This window comes from Chitinophaga fulva, assembly GCF_012927205.1.
Taxonomy (GTDB): Bacteria; Bacteroidota; Bacteroidia; order Chitinophagales; family Chitinophagaceae; genus Chitinophaga; species Chitinophaga fulva.
Genome location: NZ_JABBGC010000001.1, coordinates 2,705,167 through 2,724,662 on the forward strand (window position 1 = coordinate 2,705,167; position 19,496 = coordinate 2,724,662).

Genomic DNA, 19,496 nt, shown 5'->3' on the forward strand with positions numbered 1-19,496 from the left:
TAATCTTAAAATCTTAAAATTTGAAAATTTAAAAATTCTCAAATGGCTACGGTTTCTTAGGTTTTTTACCAGCTGCTTTTTCTGCTGCTTCTGCTTTGGCGAATTTTTCTTTGGCTTCGGCTTTCAGCTCCGGAATGGGGCAGTTTTCAGCGATGCTCTGGAAAGTAGCTTTGGCATTGAAGTAGTCCTGCTGACGGAAATACACGTCACCCAGCAGGATATATGATTTAGCCACCCACACATCGTAGGAAGGCGTGTTTTTGATCACATCGAAACCAGCTTTTTCGGCGCCTGCCAGATCGTTCTGTTGCAGGTAGCAGTCAGCCATATCATAACGGGCTTCCGCACCGGTTTCAGATTTGGTAAGGCCCGCCACTGTTTTGAACTCAGCCAGTGCATTGGCGTATTGTTTCGCTTGTTTTTGCGCTTTACCCAGGTAAAAGTGGGCGATGATCTGGTCATCAGTGCTGATGTTAGCAGTAGACAGCAGCATTTCTGCATAGTTGCCTACTTCGTCCCAGTGTTTCAACTGGTAGTTGCTGCGCAGCAGGCCTCGGGTGGCGGCGAGGCTGTTTTCCTTGCTGGTGGCCAGGTCCTGTAATTGCAGGTAGTAGCCGCGCGCTTTATCATAGTTTTTAGTTTGATAGAAATTGATGTTGGCGGCTTGCAGGGCTGAACGCTCGGCGTACAGGCTGTTGTTGCGGGACAACACAAATTCATAAGCCGGCAGCGCGTTCGTATAGTCTTTGCTGTTATAGGAGCACTCTGCTTTATAGAAATGTGCGGGCAGAATAAACTGACCGTTAGGATATTTCTGGATGTAGCTGCTGAAAGCAATGATGGCGCCGGAGCAGTCGTTGTTGGTGAAACGCGCTTCTGCGGCGGCATAAGCCAGAGAGTCTTCTGCGGTGGCAGTTACGGTACGGCCGCTGGCTTTCAGGAAAGCGAGGTAGTCGTCTGTTTTACCCTGACTAACATAGATAGACTTGATGCTTTGCAGCGCTTCGTTGCTTTCCGGTGAACCAGGGAATTTCTCTACTACCTGACGGTAATAGGAGAGGGCTTTGCTTTCATTGTCTTTGTTATAGTAGCACAGGCCCAGCTTCAGCAGTGCCCGTGGGGCATTGGCGCCGTTAGGCTGTTTTTGCAGCACGTTTTCCAGGTATGGAATGGCCTCATTGTATTTCTCCTGGGACAGGTACGTGTTGGCGATTTCCATGTCGGTCTGGTTGCCGAAATCGGAAGCCGGGAACTTGTTGCCCAGTTGTTTCAGCAGGGCCAGTTTATCTGCCTGTTTGCCCTGAAGGCCGAGGATAATGGCTTTCTGGTAAATGGCATAGTCTGCACCAGGATCGTTGTTGGTGATGATACGGTCGTACAGCGCGAGCGCTTTGGGGAACTGGCGCAGCATATAATAACAGTCGGCAGCGCGGAGAGTGGCGTCGGTGGCTATCCTTGTGGCATTGGGGCCGCTGGCTTTCTGTGCGGTTTCAAAATGCGGCAGCGCTTCGGCATATTTGTCCTGTTTGAGGAGGCTGTAGCCGAGGTTGTAGCTGGCGGTCTGCGCATTGGCTTCGCCGGATACCGGCGGCGTGCTGCTCAGATAGGCGTTCAGGTGAGTGATCGCTTTGTCTGTTTTATTCTGGCGCAGGGCTATTTCTGCTTTCCAGAACTGGGCCAGCTGCTTGGTTTGCGCGTCGTATGGGTTGTTGATGGCGATATCGAGCAGGCGGTCAGCTTCTGCCAGCTGCTGGTCGTTGATCAGCTCAGTGGCTCTGCCGTAGGCTATTTTCTGGTACGCTTTGAGCACGGTCGGGTTTTTATCACCGATCTGTTCGATGGTGGCCAGGCCGTCGCGATAGTTGTTGGTGTTCATGAAGAGGCTCACGAGCACTTCGCGGGCTTCTTTGTTATAGGCTGACTGCGGATAGGTTTTAACGAACTGTGTCAGTTCATTGAGAGCAGCGTCCTGGTAGCCCAGTTCATAGGAGAGTTTGCCGTAGTTGAAACGGGAAATTTCCTGTTGTTGTGCGTTGGAGCTGTTATTGGCGCAGAAGGCGAAGGCGTTGCGGGCATTGGCTTTCTGGCCGGTACGCAGGTAGCAGTCGCCCAGCAGGTACATGGAATTCTGTCCCAGGGAGTCTTTGGAACTGCTAAGTTGTTTGAAGCCGTTGATGGCTTTGTTCAGGTTACCGGTCTGATAGTAGGAATAAGACAGCTGATAGATGTCTTCATTGCGTACTTCGTCTGAGTTGTCCTGGAATTCCTGCAACAGGGGCAGGGCTTTTTTATAGTCTTTACGTTCGAAGTAGGCCTTACCGAGCAGCTGTTTCATTTCTGCTTCGTAATACTGGCCACCCTGCCGTAGCAGCGGCTCGGTGTACGAAATCAGCTGGTCGTGTTTGCCCTGGAAGTAATAGATCTCGGCGATGTAGTAAGGTACAATGTTTTTGTACTTCGGATCTTCCACTACTTTCTGGAAGCTGTTAAGCGCATCTCCGTACTGATGGTTGTAGTAGGAGATAAAGCCATAGTAGTAGTTGGCCGGTACATAATATTTGCCCTGTATTTCCCGGATACCGGCAAACAGGGGCTGTGCTTTCTGGAAGTCTTTGACGTTGAAGTAGCAGTAGGCCAGTTCAAACTTTGCTTCCGCTATTTCCGCGTTGGAGAGGTTATCGATGCTGGCTTTTTCATACAGCGGGATCGCATCTTTGAACCGGTTCTGGTGGAAATAATATTTGGCCAGCTGATAACTTACCAGCTGTTCGCGGGCGTTGTTGTTGAATATTTTAAGGTATTCCAGCGCTGTTTTTTCTGCGTTGCCCTGTCCCAGTTTGAGCGCGCATACAGTGTAATAATAATAGGCGTCAGACTTTACCAGGTCGCGGTTGGTTTCATGGAAATAATCGATGTTGTCGATTGTTTGCTTGAAAAGCTGCATGGATACGCTGTACTTTTCCTGCTGGAAGTACTGTTGTGCATCTTTGAACACTTTTTCCGGATCGGTATAAATACGCGTTTGCTGCGCGTGGGCAGCGGGCATCCCTGCGATACCTGCGCCGGCGAAAGTCAGCATGGATAAGTACAGATGTCCAGGAATAAAAACTTTTCTTATGAGCTGCATGCTTTTGCTGTTATATCTTGAATTATGCGTTTAAAACGAATCCTGACCGGAAATATTTTCCTGTCAGGCATTATACGGAACAGTATCAGGGACACAAACCAGGCAAATATAAAAGTAATATCCTTTCTTTTCTGATCGGTTTTCCAACAATGTGGATAACTCCGTCTGTCTGGAAAAGGCTATTGCGCTATATTGCGGCAAATAATTTTATAGCGCAAAAACCTTACCTGTTATGAGAAAACTATTCTCAACTGGCTACACCGGCGGTGCTGTGAGCTTTTCCATGCTGATATTACGGCTGATGTTCGGTGGCCTCTTGTTATTGCACGGATGGCCCAAACTGATCAATTTTGCTGCCAAAATGAATTCTTTCCCTGATCCTTTGGGTGTAGGGCATAAATTTTCTTTGGGGATGACCGTCTTTGCGGAGGTTTTCTGTTCTATTTTCCTGATGATGGGATTACTGACCAGACTGGCCGCAGTGCCCCTCGTGATCTGTATGTCCGTGATCGTAGGAATGATACATCGGTCGGACCTGCTGGCTTTTAAATTTGATGAGATTGAACTGCCGCTGATGTACCTGACTGGTTTTCTGGTGATACTGTTTACCGGTCCCGGTAAGTTTTCTATCGATGGCGCACTGGGCAAATAGGCTTATTTGGATATTTGTTTATTTTGATATTTTTTTATTGGAATGCCGCCTGGGCCTTCATAAATAGAGAGATGTCGACATAACAATATCAAAATAAGAAAATATCCAAATAAAAAAATAAACAAATGGAATCATGTTTAGCAGTATAACGACGATCAGGGTACGATATGGAGAAACGGACCAGATGGGATATCTCTATTACGGCAATTACGGCCTGTATTATGAAGTTGGCAGGGCGGAAGCCATCAGGGAACTGGGCTTCAGCTATCGTGAACTGGAAGAACAGGGCGTGATCATGCCGGTAGCGGAACTAAACGTAAAATACCTGCGCCCGGCGTATTATGACGACCTGATAACGGTGAAGACTATACTAAAAGAACTGCCGAAAAGTTCCCGGATACAATTTCATAGTGAACTGTACAATGAAAAAGGGGAGTTGCTTAACGTAGGCGTGACCACACTGGTGTTCATCGATGTGAAAACCAAACAGAAAGCAGGCCTGCCGGAAGCGTTGAAAGAACGGCTGGAACCATTTTTTAAATAATTACGAATGGCGGATGATCATAGCTGATGTCCGCCATTTGACATTTCTACAATCATGGGCAAAATAACCACCAGCATCATTACCATTGGTGATGAGCTGCTGATAGGACAAACGATCGACACCAATTCTGCCTGGATGGCGCAGGAACTCAATGCATTAGGTATCTGGGTACACCGGCGTGTAGCCATTGGCGATGTACGGGAAGACATCCTGTCCAACCTCGCCAAAGAAGCTGAACTGTCTGATATTGTACTGATTACCGGTGGATTGGGGCCTACGGCCGATGATATCACCAAACCTACCCTCTGCGACTATTTCCAGACCCGGCTGGTACAGGATGAAGCCACGCTGCAGCGGGTGCTGCATATCTTCGAAAGCCGCGGCCTGCCGATACTGGAACGTAACGTGGCCCAGGCCATGGTGCCGGAATCCTGTACGGTGATTGCCAATGAAAGAGGCACTGCACCGGGTATGTGGTTTGAAAAAGACGGAAAGATCTATGTGTCCATGCCGGGCGTGCCGCATGAAATGAAAGGTATCATGGAGAGTTATGTGCTGCCTCAACTGGCGGCACATTTTAATACCCCTGCGGTGGTACACCGCACGTTGATCACCTCCGGTATGGGGGAGTCATTTGTTGCGGAACGGCTCACCGCTTTTGAAGCTAAGCTGCCACCACATATCAAACTGGCCTACCTGCCCAGCTACAGCCTGCTGAAACTGCGGCTCACCGCTTTCGGAGCGGATAAAGTAACCTCCGCGGCTGAACTGACGGTCTATTTCCATGAACTGATGGCGTTACTGCCGGATATCACCGTCACCGATCAGGACATCTCCATCGGAGAGGTACTGGGGCAGCTGCTGAAGGAAAGAGGCAAAACAGTCGGTACCGCTGAAAGTTGTACCGGTGGACAGATATCCACCTGGATCACAGCTATTCCCGGTAGTTCCGCTTATTATAAAGGCAGCGCCATCACCTACGCCAATGAGATGAAAATGAAGCTGTTGGGTGTAAAATCGGAGACATTGCAGGCCTATGGGGCGGTGAGTGAGGAAACCGTAACGGAAATGCTGGCCGGCGCTTTACAGCTGCTGGAAACAGATTACGCGATAGCCGTATCCGGTATCATGGGCCCCGATGGCGGTACCCCGGAAAAGCCGGTCGGCACTGTATGGGTGGCCGTGGGCAGCCGGGAGAAAATGACGGCCATTAAATACCACCTGCGGTACGACCGGGAAAGGAATACCCAGATGACCGCTGTTTATGCGATGAACGAGCTGCGTAAGCTCATTTTGGAATAAGCCGCAGGACTGACTGATTGAATTGATACAATTCCCTTATTTTTGTCCACACTAAAGCTAAAAACAATCTTATGGCCATTGTAGAATTGGTAATGCCAAAAATGGGAGAAAGCATCATGGAAGCCACCATTTTGCGTTGGCATAAAAAGACGGGCGATCACGTAAAAGTGGATGAAACCGTGTTGGAAATTGCTACGGACAAAGTGGACAGTGAAGTCCCCTCTATTGCAGAAGGGGTAATCACCGAAGTACTCTTCAAAGAAAATGATGTAGTACCGGTAGGCACTGTGATAGCTCGTATCAATACCAATGCCGATGCAGCGGTCAATACTGCACCTGTACCTGAAACACCGGTAGCGGCCTCAGAGCCTAAGTTTACCGCTGCTGCCGTACCTTCCGCTGCCCCCGTTGCAGCTCCCGCCGCTGCTCCTGCTGCCGGCGGCGCCAGATTCTATTCCCCGCTCGTGCTCACCATTGCACAACAGGAAGGCGTTAGCTTCGCCGACCTGGAGAGGATTCCCGGTTCCGGCAGCGATGGCCGTGTAACCAAAAAAGATATCCTGCAATATGTGGCAGACCGTAAGGAAGGTAAGGTGATCCCCGACGTAACACCTGTTGCGGAAACCGCCGCTGCCCCTGCTGTACGCAGCACGCCGGCAGTAACCACCACCGTTGCTTCCCCAACCTATAACGGCAACGTGGAAATTGTGGAAATGGACCGCATGCGCAAGCTGATCGCCAACCACATGGTGATGAGCAAACAAACCAGCCCGCACGTGACCAGCTTCGCAGAAGCCGATGTGACCAACATGGTGAAATGGCGCGATCGCATGAAAGGTGAATTCGAAAAAAGAGAAGGCGAAAAACTGACGTTCACACCACTGTTCATAGAAGCTATCGTGAAATGTATCAAACGTTTCCCGCTGATCAACTGCTCCCTCGACGGTGATAAAATCATTATCAAAAAAGATATCAATGTTGGTATGGCTACCGCCTTACCTTCCGGTAACCTGATCGTGCCTGTGATTAAAAACGCGGACATGCTCAACCTGACTGGCCTCAGCAAACAGGTAAACGGCCTGGCCAATGCTGCCCGTCAGAATAAATTGAAACCGGAAGATACACAGTCAGGTACCTTTACCATGACCAACGTAGGTACTTTCGGCAGCCTGATGGGAACCCCCATCATCAACCAGCCGCAGGTGGCTATCCTGGCTGTTGGCGCTATCAAAAAACGCCCTGTGGTAGTGGAAACCGAGCAGGGTGACTCTATCGCTATCCGCCACATGATGTACCTGTCCATGTCTTACGATCACCGTATCGTGGATGGCTCTCTGGGCGCTACTTTCCTGACTGCTGTGGCACAGGAGCTCGAAAACTTCGATCCGAAAAGGACCATCTAGGAGTTTTTTGATCGGCGATTTTTTGATTTCGTGGATCATCAGAACGAATATAAAAGGGAAGACCGGCGTGACATTGTCGCGCCGGTCTTCCCTTTTATGAACTGGTTAATCATCCGGGTTGATCATCTCCCCAAAATCAAAAATCCCCAAATAAAAAGAGGCGCTGGTGAAAGCGCCTCTTCAATTCCTTTGTGCCCGAATAAGGGATTAGTAACGACGATCGCGGGAGCCATATCCTCCTCCGCCACCACGATTACCACCACCTTTGAAATTATTATTCGGCTGTTTAGGTCTTGCTTCGTTTACCATTAATTGCTTGCCTTCTATCTCGCTGCCGTTTAAACTATCCATAGCCTTGGCTCCTTCTTCCTGATTAGGCATTTCCACAAAACCGAAACCACGAGAGCGGCCTGTTTCATGGTCTTTGATAACCTTAGCGGAGGTAACCTCTCCATAATCGCTGAAAATCTGATGGAGATCCTCATCGGTCAACCTATAGTGCAGGTTGGCTACGTAAATGTTCATGATAACTGAAATTAAAAAAATGAAAAATAATATACTGAAGTTATGAAATAAACATCAATAAAGTGGTTAAGGTTAAAAAATATTTCCGGCGAGTGTTGCCCGGTTGTTGCCCAATCACCGTAAAACCCTTTACAGTCAAGCTTGTACGACATTTTTACTTTACCGAAATAGTTTGCGATTTATCACGTAATATTGTTAGTTATTGTTTTTATTTTTCATATGAATGAGGCGCTGAATCACGTTGGCAGCAGCATTTATACCGGTTTTTTCGGTTGCCGGACAGCGGTTTTACCGCTTTTTACTGTTTGGGTGTTGTTGGGATTTCGTTCAACAGCAGTAAAGTAAACTGACGGAAGTAGGGGGGGCTGGAATGTCATATTCATGACATTTACGCAGGCAAGGCTGCAAAGGGGGCGCGGCGGAAGACCCCGTGTTTTGTCCCCTTTTTTTCGTAAATTAATAGTAGCCGTTAAATTCATTTTTTATGGGAACGCTGAGCGAAACCTGGTTTGCGGACGGGTACATTGATTTTGAGTTGAAGAAATACACCTTGTTATCCTACCTGCAGGACATCCACCGTGCCTTTAATCAAAACAAGCTGTATCCCCAGCTGGCCGATATAATCTTTCATTTTAACAACCTCCGGGCTTTCAGGGAAAATAAACAACTGATGGAACAACAGTTCCCCAAACGTTTGACCGGCATCGACCTGGAGAAGCTGATGCTGCTCTATGAAAAAGTAAGTGCAGATGATGAAATGATGCAGGAACTGGAAGAAATCATTGGATACGCCCTGTCAGCCATGAACGACACGATCCGTGATGGAACGGAGATTTATGAGTTTGTGCAGGACAAACTGCGGATTTCACCGGTGGGACTGGTACCGCTGGAAAACACGTCGGGGTATCTGCTGCTTTGTGACGGGCGTTACAGCGATACGCTGGTTTACAGCTACCACCTGACCATTTTTGAGCGGCATGATGAACAGTACCGGGGCATCCGCACGGAGTACCTCGAGGCTTATACGAAGGACCTGATACATACCTGTGAACACATCAAAACGATCCTGCTCAGGAAAAACAAGGAGTCCAACCCGGCGGTATATTGTGTGGAAACGTCATTGGTGCTCCCGGTCAACGAGACCCTGCTGCCGGTGGCCAAACGTAGCCTGGTGCGGTATATAGCCCTTAATGCTGCCTGATCAGTTGAGCGGTGGGGTAGCCGCGGCGGCGCCGTCAAACTGTACTTCAAGGGTATGGTCTTTCAGGAAAGGAGCATAATACTGCTCCATGACCTTCCGGATCTTGTCTTTGGATTGCTGTATGTATAACTGATTATTTTCCAGCTGGCCGCGGGAGGTCTGGTACAGTTTCTTCTGTACGGCCGTATAGGTTTCATCGTCCTGGAAGAGGAACAACCCTTTGCGGTTGGCTGTTTCCATTTTGTCTACTTTCAGCTCGTAGCTCATTAACTTAGGTGTCGGCAAACGGACAATGATCTTTTTATCGCTGACTTCTACTTTAAAATGTTTTTCGTCGATATTCACCCCATATTTAGCCTGATAGGGAATAGCTACCCAGACGGTGTTTTCCAGGAAAGCTTTCTTCAGATTATCGCTCCACCCGCCACTGTCTTCAATATTGCTGCGCTTGATGCTGGCGGTGCCTTGTACGTCCAGGCTGGCCAGTTCTGCGATTTCCTTTACTATGGTGCTGTTGGAGATCACCTGCTCACTGACATTGGTGGAACCAAAACGTTTGCCCAGCCAGAAAAGAAGGGCGGCCAGCAGCAGAAAAGCAACAATATAGAGGATCTTTTTCATGAGGATGATTTGAGAAAACAGGCAATATCTCGCCTGTTCCGGCCCTAAATTAATAAAAAGCCGGGAGTATTATGTGCGTTTAAGCGTTAACGTTAGCCTTACCGGGTAAGGCTGTTTATGAGGGAGGCGTGTTGCGGATAAGCTGCCTGTAAGGTGGTTTTATCTGCCAGTTCGAAATCAGCGAAGTCGAAGCCTGGTGCTACGGTGCAGCCTGTGAGCGCATAACCGCCAGGTACTTCCACGCGGGAGGCAAACCAGTTGCCGGCGCAGATGATCACCTGCAGGCTCTCGCCGTTTTGAATATCGCGTCCCAGTTTGTGTGCCCGGAGCTGTCCACCCGGCTCAATCTCATAGATGGTAAGGGTATGGCCGTCATAGAAATGCCAGATCTCATCGGCGGCGATGCGGTGAAAAGCGGAAAACTGCCCTTCTTCCAGCAAAAAATAAATACAGGTAGACGCATTCCGGTTGCCCCCCATGCCTGCCGGCAGGGTGCTCATGTCCAGCATCCACTCAGAACGGTAGGTTTCCAGGAAGGCGCCGCCTTCCACATGTGGTTGTAGTTTTAGTTGGTCTCGCCAGTGGGCGGCAGAATATTGCATATAGCACCAAATTGTCGGGGTAATATAATAATAAGAATAGTTATCGGACTGTTATTTCGTATAAACGTTCGGGTTATGAAGCTGCATAAACTTCTCAGGATTGGGCACTTCCGTGAAGCCGAACTGCCGGTATAATTCGTGTGCATCCTGTGTTACCAGCAGCCATCTCCGCAGGGTTTGCAGCTCCGGGTGCTCCAGGATGGCGCGCATCAGCATTTTGGAAAGACCCTTGCCCCGGTAGTTGGTGATCACAAATACATCGGCCAGGTACGCAAAAGAGGTCAGATCGGTGATCAGCCTGGCAAAACCTACCTGCCGGTCGCGGTGGTACAATCCAAAACATAAAGAACCTGCCAGTGTTCTTTCGACAACACTGACAGGAATATCTTTTGCCCAGTATGATTCTTTGGCCAGGAAATCGTGTATAACACTTATATCCAGCCTTGATTTGTCTGTAGAAATAGTATAATCTCCGTCTTTAACGAGGTAAATCGTAGTTGCCATAGTCAGTAACATTGAGCGTTACTAAAAATAGGCAATTTTTTCTAACTCGCCACTGCTACCTGCTGCATAGCCGGGGACGGCATATGGGCGATAGTGGCCGGCATATTGTACCAGGAAGGCATTTCGCCGTTGAACTGTAAATGGTCCTGTATAAACATCGCCAGATTATAATAGGCCGTAGCCGGCATCTGCCATTGCGCGATCTCTGTTTGTTGCAGCGCATTCCGGAAACGGACCATGCGGGCAAATAACTGCGGCGGCATGCCTATTACCCGGTTGAACAACCGCTCCAGCGTGGGGCGGGACAACTGAAACGCTTTCGCCAGTTCTTCTACGCTCACATTACCCTGACGGGCCAACAGGTAATCGGCCATCTCGTCTGCCTGCTTCAGACAGGGGGCATCGCATTGTAATACCTGCTGAAAAGCCTGATTCAGCGTGGCAGTGATCTCCTGTGGATCGCGGAGCTGCTGAAGGCGGCTTCCCAGTTGTGACCATACCGGATTCTCATGCAGGTCCAGGTTGCGGTAATAATTGGTGAAAGACTGACCGTCAATGCCCAACATGCGGTAACACCCATAGGCATTCAGTTGCACAATCATCATTCTTACCGGGCCGCTCACCTGCAGCTGACAGGCACTGGTAAAATGACCGGTCACCGCGTGACGAGGCAGGGTAAAGGCTGCATGGCCCGCCGGCTTTATCACGGCTGTTCCTTCTGGAATAAATACCATGTACTGGTCACCCAGCGTAAATAAATGCTGCGGTAACTGTATCAGGCCGTAGGAATCATCTTCCCAGTAATAAAACTGTTTAACGAACGGACGCAAAGCATCTCCGGGATGGCAGATATGGAAGTTCATAGGTACTAAAAATGTGGTGTTAGTGGATATCGCTATCGCTGCAAGTCACACCATACGCTAAAGTGGCGATTATCATTGTAAATATATGTTTTTAATTCAATATTTAAAAATGATACTTTGAGTGAACGGATATGCCTGATTTACAAGGGTATTTCATAAAAAAAGAAGACCGAAGCCATTCAATCGCTTCGGTCTTCTCTTTTATAATCTACGAAATCAAAAAATCCGTAAATCAAAAAATCCCTAAATTATTTGGTATCAAAGCCCCAGTTGATGCCTTTCTCTGTGGCAGGAACACCGGATTCCAACCATTGTGGAGCCGGAGCGCCTTTCAGGAAGTGGTCGAAGAACTGTTGTTCACGACGCTGGATGTCTTTGCGGTTCTGGCGTTGTACGAGGTTATGCGCCTCGTTGTTGTAGTTCAGCAGCCATACTGGTTTGCCAAGGCGACGCAAGCCGGTGAACATTTCAATGCCCTGGTACCAGGGAACGGCGCCGTCAGCATCGTTGGCCATGATCGCAATAGGCGTGGTCACCTTCGGCAGATTAAACAGCGGAGAGTTCTGGATATACAGCTCCGGCTTATCCCACAGGGTGGCACCGATACGGCTCTGGGAGTGTTCGTACTGGAACTGTCGGTTCATACCGCTTTCCCAACGAATACCGCCATAGGCGCTGGTCATATTGGCTACTGGTGCCCCGGCCCATGCTGCCTTGAAAAGGTTGGTCTGCGTGATGAGGAAGGCTACCTGGTAACCGCCCCAGCTCTGGCCTTGTATGCCCATGTTTTTGCCGTCTACCCATGGCTGTTTGGCGAGATTTTCAGCCGCGCTTACAATATAATCGTAGGCGCTTTTGCCCGGGTAACCGTTTTCATAGGTGATATCCGGTGCAAACACCAGGTAACCACGGCTTACAAAGAAAGAGATATTCAGCCTGGATGGCGTAGGCGCTGGCGCCTGGTAGCTGTAAAGGCCGTCGGTCAGTTTCTCATAGAAATAGAAAATAACCGGGTATTTTTTGTTTGGATCGAAGTCCTCCGGTTTATATAGGATACCTTCAGATGGTTTACCGGTGAAAGTAGTCCATTTATACAGGGAGGCGCTGCCCCAGTTGTACTCCTGTTGTTGCGGGTTGGTATGGCTGATTTTCACCGCTTTGTTCAACTCGCCGGTGTAAACGTTGGGTGATTCTGTATAACTGGCACGGGTATACGTATACGCGTTGGCGTCTTTTGCTTTCAACAGGTCCAGGTAGCTGTTGGCGCCCAGTACCAGCTGTTGCGGCCTGCGCTGCTTCTCGTTTTTAGCCTGCAGCTGCAGGGAGTAAAAACCGTTGTATTTGCTGCTGTCCTGGAATGCGCTGAGCACAAGCAGGTCTCCCGGGTTATAAAACTTCTGTTCCTCATCCAGTTTCAGGGCACGGAAACGGGTTTTCTCCTGACGGCCTTTGCCAAAGGTGATCATAGAAGGTGCCGTTTTACCGGTGGGATCTACTTCCCATATATCGTAGCGGTCATAGATGTATACAAACTTATCATTGTTGAGCCATCCTGCAATACCATATGGTTCTGGTACATCCGGGTGATCATCTTCTTCATCAGACAATTGGGTCGGGATGTTTTTGGTGATGTTGACGATGGTGCCGGTAGCGTTGTGATAGGTGGAGTATTGTTTATCCACCAGATCATACCACAGGATATACTGACCATTGGGAGAGATGGAGTAGCCGCCATCCAGTTTCTCTTTGATTTTTTTGCGGGAACCGTCTTCCAGGTTGATCAGGTAGCCTGTTTTGAGGGTACGGCCAATCCATTGCAGCTGGATGCGGTCGCCTTTATCGGTGTAACCGAGGGCGTAGCGGCCATTGCCTTCTGCGGGGATGACCACGTTCTCGAGGTCTTGATCGCCCAGCTGGAGGATACGTTTGGAGCCGGGATAATATACGGCGGCATAGTTCCTTTTCAGTTCCTTGTCCGCGTTTTTGAGCTGCATGGGTTGCAGGTAATCATCTTTATAGTTCCAGATATCTACTTTGGCCACTTCAAAATCCACGATGCTGGTGTCTTTCACCGGCAGGATGGGGGCGGTGCCAAAGAACAGGCGTTGTCCGTCTTTGCTGAACCAGATCAGGCTGTTGGGGCTGATGCTCCAGCGGGATGGGATACCGCTGCTGTTTTTGTCAGCGGCGGTGATGGCGCTGTCTTGTCCGGGTTTGTAAAAAAACAGTTGATAGAACTGCTGGAGGGACTTGGCGCTGTCGCGGGTACCGAAATAGGCGGCCTGTTCTCCTTTGTCGTCGAAGGCGAACTGCTTATAGTCGCCATAGCCGCGGCTCAGTGTGTCTGCTTTGCGGTTGGCGGTATGCCACAGCAATACGCCAGAGCGGGACAGGGAGTCTTTTTTCTCGGAAGTGATTTCTATCAGGAGGTTGTTGCCTGGTTTGCTGAACGTGTATTCTGCCACGTTCTTAACGGAATCCTGGCTGCCGTCTTTCAGCTGACGGATCACGAGGGTACCGTTTTCATTTTTATCGCTACCACCTTTATCATCATCTGCACGGTCATCATCGGCTGTTTTGGTGGTGGTTTTACCCTTGGCTTTAGCGCTGTCGGCGGCTGGTTTTTCTGCCAGGTACGCCAGCCATCCGCTGCCTTTGGCGGGTGTTTTAAAGGATTTGATGCCCGGGAACTTCTGCAGGTCGCCGGAGGCGAGCGTGACGATGCCCATGGAGTCTTTCGGCATGTCGGCCGGTTTCTTCTTTTTGATGCGGGCTTCACGGGTGTCTTTAAACAGCGGTTTAATGCTGAATATCACGTGCCGGGAATCGTTGGTGACCACCGGGCTGCTGCCACGGGGAATGGTACGGGACTGGCCTGTTTTGCGGTCATAGATAACCAGGGAACCATCTCCTTCCTGCGGGGTGACGGTATATACCACCCATTGTCCATCGTTGCTGATCAGTTTCGTGCCGATACTCTGCCAGCTGTCATACACGGAATGGTCCAGCGGCTTTTTGGCAGGTTGTTGGGCATAAGCAAAAGAGGCCCCCAGCAGGGAGAAGGCCAGTAACATATTTCTCATGGCCACAAATTATATATTTTTCGGGCAAAAGCGGAAAGACTTTTACCAGCGGCGGGCTGGGGGCATAGAAAGCGGAAGGCCCCCTGACCAATGGTTGGACAGGGGGCCTCCGCTTTTTGTTGTTTCGATTTATCTCATTTGCAGATCACACGATGTAAAATTACCAGCCCGGGTTCTGTGTAATTCTTCCTGCGGGATAGAGGGAAATCTGTCCGCTGGGGATAGGCTGGAGGTAGTTTTTCGGGTCGGAGAACACGCGGGTAGCACCGGTGAGGTAAAGCTGAATATAGCCGTTAGCATCACGGTCAAGTTTTTGACCAGCCGGTGGTGGCGGTACTTTAGCGCCTTTGGTGATGTCCGGGTTGGTGGTGGTGTTCAGGTTGGCGCCTAAAGACCAGCGCAGCAGGTCATGATAACGGAAACCGTCCAGCATCAGTTCTACCCTTCTTTCCCTTCTGATTTCCCAGATAAGGGGAGAAAGGTTGTTGGCAGGGTTATTAGCCGGGTCGTTGAATGCCACGCCATTCACACCTACCTGCTGCTCGGAGCCAAGGAATTGCAATGGCGCAATGCCGGCTCTGTTACGCAGTTTATTGACAGACTTATCCAGATCAGCCTGGCTAAAGGTGTATTTGCCCATATTGTTCAGTTCTGCGGCGGCTTCTGCATAGTTCAGCAGTACTTCCGCCAGCCAGAACAGGGGAGCATCGGTGTCGTTGTAAGGCGCTACCACATTGGCTACGGCCGCGTTCAGGAACTTGGTCGGGCGATAACCGGTGGAGCTTTGTCTGCCGGCTACCAGGTTGGTAGCATAGCACAACACGGTATCAACGGACAGCAGCAGGCGTTTGTCCCTGTTGGTCCGGGTATTTTGAAGATTGTCGTCACCTTTGTACAGTGGAGACAGTTTAATGGGCAATCCATCTGTACAAACGAAAGATTCGATGGCGTTTTTGTTAATGCCGGACATGGTGGTGCTGCTCGTCAGATAACCGATCAGTGAGTGGGTCAAATAGCTGGGCACATATTTTTTGCACAACAGCACCTCCTTGTTGCCAGACAGGTCCAGCGAATTGTAGGTAGTGGTGTATACGTCGTTCAACGCATAAGGGCTGCCGGTGATCAGCTTCTCAGCCGCATCTTTTGCAGCGAGGAGGAATTTATCAGCATCGGGCAGTCCCACGGAACCGTGATATTTACGCCAGGTACCTTCGTACAGGCATATACGTGATTTAAGTGCCAGGGCCACATACTGGTTGATCGTATTTTCCTGGTCTTTTACCCGCAGGTTGGCAATGGCGAAGTCCAGGTCTTTCAGCACGCTGTCCATTACCATCGTACGGGGATCGCGGCCTTTGTAGATGTAGTTGCTGTCGCTGATATCCATGGAATGGCCCAGCCAGGGCACATCGCCAAATTCTTTTACCAGATTGAAATAGCTCAGGGCACGGAAGAAAGAGGCTACCCCTCTCCAGTGGTTTTTCGCTTCATCAGACATTTCTACCCGGTCTACCCTTTCCAGCAGGATATTGGCTTTACGGATGTAGGAGAAATCCCATTTGCCGTTGCCGGTGGGTATGTTGAGTGTCAGTTGCTGAATGTTGGGCGCTGCCTGATCGTCTGACAGGGAACTGAAGTAGAAATCCCCGAGGACGCCGGAGTTGCCGTATCCCATGAACATTTCATAAAAAGGCCAGGAGTACACGCGGACGTTATCTTCTGTGCGCCAGAAGTTATTGTCGTCAAAGGTATCTGGCAGGCCTTTGTCAACATATTTTTTACAACCGACGGTTGCAATGATCATCAGTAATATAACGGATATATATATACGCTTTGTCATGTGCTGCTGTTTTAGAAGTTTACCTGTAATCCGAATGACCAGGTTTTCTGGAATGGCCAGGTCCTGCCGTAAATGTTGGCTTCACCGGTAGTGATTTCCGGGTCAATAGGAACACCTACATTGGAAATGGTGGCGATATTCTGTGCACTGCCGTATACACGTACTTTCTGCAGGTGTGCACGTTTCACCAGTGCATCGGGCAGGGTGTATCCCAGGGTGATGTTTTTTAGGCGCAGATAAGCCAGGTTCAGCAGGTATTTGGACTGTGGGTAGAAGTTGTTGCCACCGTTAGCGGAAGCGAGGCCGAGTACCTTACCATTGGCGTTGTTCGGATATGGGTTCGGGTACTTGGCATTCTGGTTGTCTTCCGTCCAGAAATCCAGCTGGTGATCGTACAGGATATCACCGGCGCGGTACATCGGGATGGCGAGGTCGCCGATACCCCAGTAGTTTTGTTTGCCTACACCCTGGAACAATACATCGAAATCGAACTGTTTGAAGGAGGTGCCCAGTCGTATGCTGTATTGATAACGTGGCAGGGTATTGCCGATACGTTTCAGGTCTCCGTGTTCAGCCAGGGTACCTTTACCACCGTCAATTACGCCGCTGCCGTCCAGGTCTTTGTACTTGATGTCGCCGGGACCGAATTTAAAGGTACCGTCGGTCAGTTTGGACTGGTCAGGCAGTTTAGACATATCGTCGTCTTTGGTAAAATAACGGTCTGTTTCAAAGCCCCAGATTTCGCCGAGTTGTTTGCCCTTGTAGTTCTGTGTCAGCAGCATAGACGGGTTGTCCCATTCTGTCACGTAAGTCTTGTTGTCCCAGAAGCTGAGGGTTCCATAAATCATCCAGTCTTTTCTCAGCGGGTAGTTGGCGTCTACGGATATTTCATAACCACGGGTACGCAGCGAGCCGCTGTTCACCATGGGAGCGGCGGTGCCGAAGGCAGCCGGAACAGCTTTGCTGGTAAGCATGTCTGAAGTACTGCGCTGATACCAGTCAAAAGTTACGTTGATATTGTTGTTGAACAGGCTGATGTCTGTACCGAAATCGAGTGTACGCACGGTTTCCCAGGTGAGGGATTTGGTTACCGCGGTAGGAGCACCTACGCCAGGAGCATTGATACCGTTAACGATCCAGTTGAGTGAGCTGGTACCCATGTAAGGGATGTAGTACACACCGCCCAGGTCCTGGTTGCCCAGAGAGCCATAGGACGCACGGATCTTCATGTCTGACAGTACTTTGCTAAGTGGCTGCATAAAAGATTCCTGGCTGATGCGGTAACCGGCAGAAGCAGAAGGGAAAAATGCCCAGCGGTCGGCCGGAGGGAAAGAAGAGGCGCCATCATAGCGGCCGTTCAGCTCCAGCAACCATTTGTCTTTGTAGTTGTAGTTGATCCTGCCGAAGAAACCTGCATAGGCACGGGCCAGATGGAGACCGCTGGTAGTCATGTTGCCTACGGCCAGGTTAAACTCCGGTTTGGACTGGTCCAGTGGGCTTAACCGGGAAGCATTTACACCTACGGTATCTGCATCCTCCGCATTCGCACCCACCATTACTTTAATGGAGTGGTCTTTGTTCAGTTTTTTATCATAAGTGGCGTAGATGTTAAAGGTGTTCACCTTATAACGGTTAGCCCTGTACGCCATTTTGTTGTCACTGGTGCCGTCTACCAGGTCTTTCAGCGGCATGGAGGCCTGCCAGAAGTCCCACAGCATTACTTTACCACCTATCTCATGACGCATAATATTATCGCGGCCAATGGTATAATCAGCCCGTACGTTCAGGTCTTTGGTGAGTTTCAGTGTAGCGCCCATGTTTACACGGGTATAGTTGTCTACCACGTCGTTGGTGGGGGCATTGGCGATATAACCAGGCGTATGGCGGAAATAGTTGCCTTTATAGGTACCATAAGGGAAGTAAGCTCCCCAGCGCCACATATACTGGAAGTAGTTCTGGTATTGGTAAGGGTAGTCGTACTCAAAGTTGCGGTACATCATTTTCAGGTCCAGGTCCAGCCAGTTGGTCACAGATGCGTTCACTGCGCCGGTGATGTTGTATTTCTTTACCTGGTCCGGATTGAGTTTCATGACACCGCCGGTGTTGTTGTAGCCGGCAGACAGGAAGTAGGATACTTTTTCACTGCCGCCTTGTACGCTCAGGTTGTGAACTTGTTGGGGAGACCATTTTCTGAGCATGATGTCTTTAACGTCCCATACACGGTAGAAATAGGCAGGGCTGGTCGCGGTAGGCAGATCAAAGTCTTCACCAGGTACCATTTCATTGCTGGTGCGGTTATTAGCGTATTTCTCCTGCCAGTTTTTAATGCCGTCACGCAGTTTGGACAACTGCATGCCGAACAGTTCCGGAGAAGCAGGGCCCACACGTTTAGCAGCATTGATGATGCCGGTAAGTTCTTTTACGGGGTCGGCAAAATCGGGCAGACTGGTAGGGGAGTTCCAGCCAAAGTTATTGGAGTAGGTAACTCTTGTTGGCATGTTACGAACACCTGATTTTGTTTTGATGAGCACCACGCCGAAAGCAGCACGGGCGCCATAGATGGAAGTGGAAGCTGCATCTTTCAATACAGAAACACTCTCAATATCCTCCGGATTGATCATCGTGAGGTCTGGTGTTTCCACGTTGTCTACCAGGATCAGCGGGCGGTTGCTGCCGTTGATAGAGCCCATACCACGAATGTTGATGGAGGGGCCGGCGGTGAGACCACCATTGGAGTACTGGATGTTGAGGCCCGGAGAGATGCCCTGCAATGCTTTGGACGGGTCCGTGATCGGACGTCCCTGCATGGTTTTGCTGATATCTACCGTGTTCACAGCGCCGGTGAGGTTGGCTTTTTTCTGTGTGCCATAACCCACTACCACTACTTGTTCCAGTGAACGTTCATCAGGCGACAGGAGGATGCGCAATGCATTTTTGCCTACCGGAATATCCTGCGGCTGATACCCGATGAAGGTAACGTGTACTACCAGGGTACCAGCAGGTGCGTCCAGTTTGAACTTGCCTTCCGGATCGGTCACGGTACCTTTCTTACCGGCGGTTATCGTAGCCCCGATAATGGGTTGCTGATTGCTCTTGTCCAGTACTGTGCCCGTAATGATATTTTGGGCCCATGAACTCGCATAAACCAGCAAAAAAATGAAAGTGAAAAGTAGCCTTTTCTTCATGTTTTTTAGATTTAGATGTTGGCTGTTTTAAAAGCTTTTAGTTA

At 49.7% G+C, this 19,496-nt stretch carries 14 protein-coding genes; 5 read left to right on the forward strand and 9 right to left on the reverse strand.

Annotated elements, in window-relative coordinates:
- Positions 1–46: 46 nt before the first annotated feature.
- Positions 47–3,127: a tetratricopeptide repeat protein gene (locus HHL17_RS11205; protein ID WP_169224803.1), complete on the reverse strand. Its 3,081-nt coding sequence runs from the start codon at positions 3,125–3,127 to the stop codon at positions 47–49.
- A gap of 232 nt (positions 3,128–3,359) precedes the next feature.
- On the opposite strand from HHL17_RS11205, the gene HHL17_RS11210 reads away from it, so the two are divergent.
- The 4 genes from HHL17_RS11210 (at position 3,360) to HHL17_RS11225 (ending at position 7,028) form a co-directional block, all read left to right on the forward strand.
- On the forward strand, positions 3,360–3,779 hold the full coding sequence (locus tag HHL17_RS11210; RefSeq protein ID WP_169224804.1) for a DoxX family protein: 420 nt from the start codon (positions 3,360–3,362) through the stop codon (positions 3,777–3,779).
- Positions 3,780–3,912: 133 nt separating this feature from the next.
- A complete protein-coding gene (locus HHL17_RS11215; protein ID WP_168869399.1) occupies positions 3,913–4,323 on the forward strand; it encodes an acyl-CoA thioesterase in 411 nt (136 codons plus the stop codon).
- Positions 4,324–4,377: 54 nt separating this feature from the next.
- Positions 4,378–5,625 carry a CinA family nicotinamide mononucleotide deamidase-related protein gene (locus HHL17_RS11220; protein ID WP_169224805.1) on the forward strand — a complete coding sequence of 416 codons (1,248 nt, stop codon included), beginning with the start codon at positions 4,378–4,380 and terminating at the stop codon, positions 5,623–5,625.
- A 71-nt stretch (positions 5,626–5,696) separates the two neighbouring features.
- A complete protein-coding gene (locus HHL17_RS11225) occupies positions 5,697–7,028 on the forward strand; it encodes a dihydrolipoamide acetyltransferase family protein (protein WP_169224806.1) in 1,332 nt (443 codons plus the stop codon).
- Between the two features lie 207 nt (positions 7,029–7,235).
- Here the strand turns inward: HHL17_RS11225 and HHL17_RS11230 are convergent, their stop codons facing one another.
- On the reverse strand, positions 7,236–7,553 hold the full coding sequence (locus HHL17_RS11230) for an RNA recognition motif domain-containing protein (protein ID WP_078672202.1): 318 nt from the start codon (positions 7,551–7,553) through the stop codon (positions 7,236–7,238).
- Between the two features lie 484 nt (positions 7,554–8,037).
- Here HHL17_RS11230 and HHL17_RS11235 point away from each other — a divergent pair, with 484 nt between their 5' ends.
- Positions 8,038–8,754, forward strand: coding sequence for a hypothetical protein (locus HHL17_RS11235; RefSeq protein ID WP_169224807.1), 717 nt, complete (start codon positions 8,038–8,040; stop codon positions 8,752–8,754).
- Here HHL17_RS11235 and HHL17_RS11240 read toward each other — a convergent pair whose 3' ends face one another.
- The 7 genes from HHL17_RS11240 to HHL17_RS11270 form a co-directional block, all read right to left on the reverse strand.
- Positions 8,755–9,375, reverse strand: a complete 621-nt coding sequence (locus HHL17_RS11240) for a DUF4230 domain-containing protein (protein WP_169224808.1) — start codon at positions 9,373–9,375, stop codon at positions 8,755–8,757.
- A 98-nt stretch (positions 9,376–9,473) separates the two neighbouring features.
- Entirely contained in the window at positions 9,474–9,977 is a 504-nt protein-coding gene (locus tag HHL17_RS11245; RefSeq protein ID WP_169224809.1) for a cupin domain-containing protein, read from the reverse strand.
- Positions 9,978–10,028: 51 nt separating this feature from the next.
- Entirely contained in the window at positions 10,029–10,481 is a 453-nt protein-coding gene (locus tag HHL17_RS11250) for a GNAT family N-acetyltransferase (protein WP_169224810.1), read from the reverse strand.
- Positions 10,482–10,522: 41 nt separating this feature from the next.
- Positions 10,523–11,344 (reverse strand): helix-turn-helix domain-containing protein, encoded by an 822-nt coding sequence (locus HHL17_RS11255; protein ID WP_169224811.1) that lies wholly within the window; start codon positions 11,342–11,344, stop codon positions 10,523–10,525.
- A 248-nt stretch (positions 11,345–11,592) separates the two neighbouring features.
- Entirely contained in the window at positions 11,593–14,427 is a 2,835-nt protein-coding gene (locus HHL17_RS11260; protein ID WP_169224812.1) for a S9 family peptidase, read from the reverse strand.
- Positions 14,428–14,587: 160 nt separating this feature from the next.
- Positions 14,588–16,267: a RagB/SusD family nutrient uptake outer membrane protein gene (locus HHL17_RS11265; RefSeq protein WP_169224813.1), complete on the reverse strand. Its 1,680-nt coding sequence runs from the start codon at positions 16,265–16,267 to the stop codon at positions 14,588–14,590.
- A gap of 11 nt (positions 16,268–16,278) precedes the next feature.
- Positions 16,279–19,452 (reverse strand): SusC/RagA family TonB-linked outer membrane protein, encoded by a 3,174-nt coding sequence (locus HHL17_RS11270; RefSeq protein ID WP_169224814.1) that lies wholly within the window; start codon positions 19,450–19,452, stop codon positions 16,279–16,281.
- Between the last annotated feature and the right edge of the window lie 44 nt (positions 19,453–19,496).

Bases quoted from the DNA above. Each gene is read 5' to 3' on its own strand.
- HHL17_RS11235 (WP_169224807.1), top strand. From the start codon at position 8,038: ATGGGAACGCTGAGCGAAACCTGGTTTGCGGACGGGTACATTGATTTT.
- HHL17_RS11210 (WP_169224804.1), top strand. From the start codon at position 3,360: ATGAGAAAACTATTCTCAACTGGCTACACCGGCGGTGCTGTGAGCTTT.
- HHL17_RS11230 (WP_078672202.1), bottom strand. From the start codon at position 7,553: ATGAACATTTACGTAGCCAACCTGCACTATAGGTTGACCGATGAGGAT.
- HHL17_RS11205 (WP_169224803.1), bottom strand. From the start codon at position 3,127: ATGCAGCTCATAAGAAAAGTTTTTATTCCTGGACATCTGTACTTATCC.
- HHL17_RS11260 (WP_169224812.1), bottom strand. From the start codon at position 14,427: ATGAGAAATATGTTACTGGCCTTCTCCCTGCTGGGGGCCTCTTTTGCT.
- HHL17_RS11225 (WP_169224806.1), top strand. From the start codon at position 5,697: ATGGCCATTGTAGAATTGGTAATGCCAAAAATGGGAGAAAGCATCATG.
- HHL17_RS11265 (WP_169224813.1), bottom strand. From the start codon at position 16,267: ATGACAAAGCGTATATATATATCCGTTATATTACTGATGATCATTGCA.
- HHL17_RS11245 (WP_169224809.1), bottom strand. From the start codon at position 9,977: ATGCAATATTCTGCCGCCCACTGGCGAGACCAACTAAAACTACAACCA.
- HHL17_RS11270 (WP_169224814.1), bottom strand. From the start codon at position 19,452: ATGAAGAAAAGGCTACTTTTCACTTTCATTTTTTTGCTGGTTTATGCG.
- HHL17_RS11220 (WP_169224805.1), top strand. From the start codon at position 4,378: ATGGGCAAAATAACCACCAGCATCATTACCATTGGTGATGAGCTGCTG.
- HHL17_RS11215 (WP_168869399.1), top strand. From the start codon at position 3,913: ATGTTTAGCAGTATAACGACGATCAGGGTACGATATGGAGAAACGGAC.
- HHL17_RS11255 (WP_169224811.1), bottom strand. From the start codon at position 11,344: ATGAACTTCCATATCTGCCATCCCGGAGATGCTTTGCGTCCGTTCGTT.
- HHL17_RS11240 (WP_169224808.1), bottom strand. From the start codon at position 9,375: ATGAAAAAGATCCTCTATATTGTTGCTTTTCTGCTGCTGGCCGCCCTT.
- HHL17_RS11250 (WP_169224810.1), bottom strand. From the start codon at position 10,481: ATGGCAACTACGATTTACCTCGTTAAAGACGGAGATTATACTATTTCT.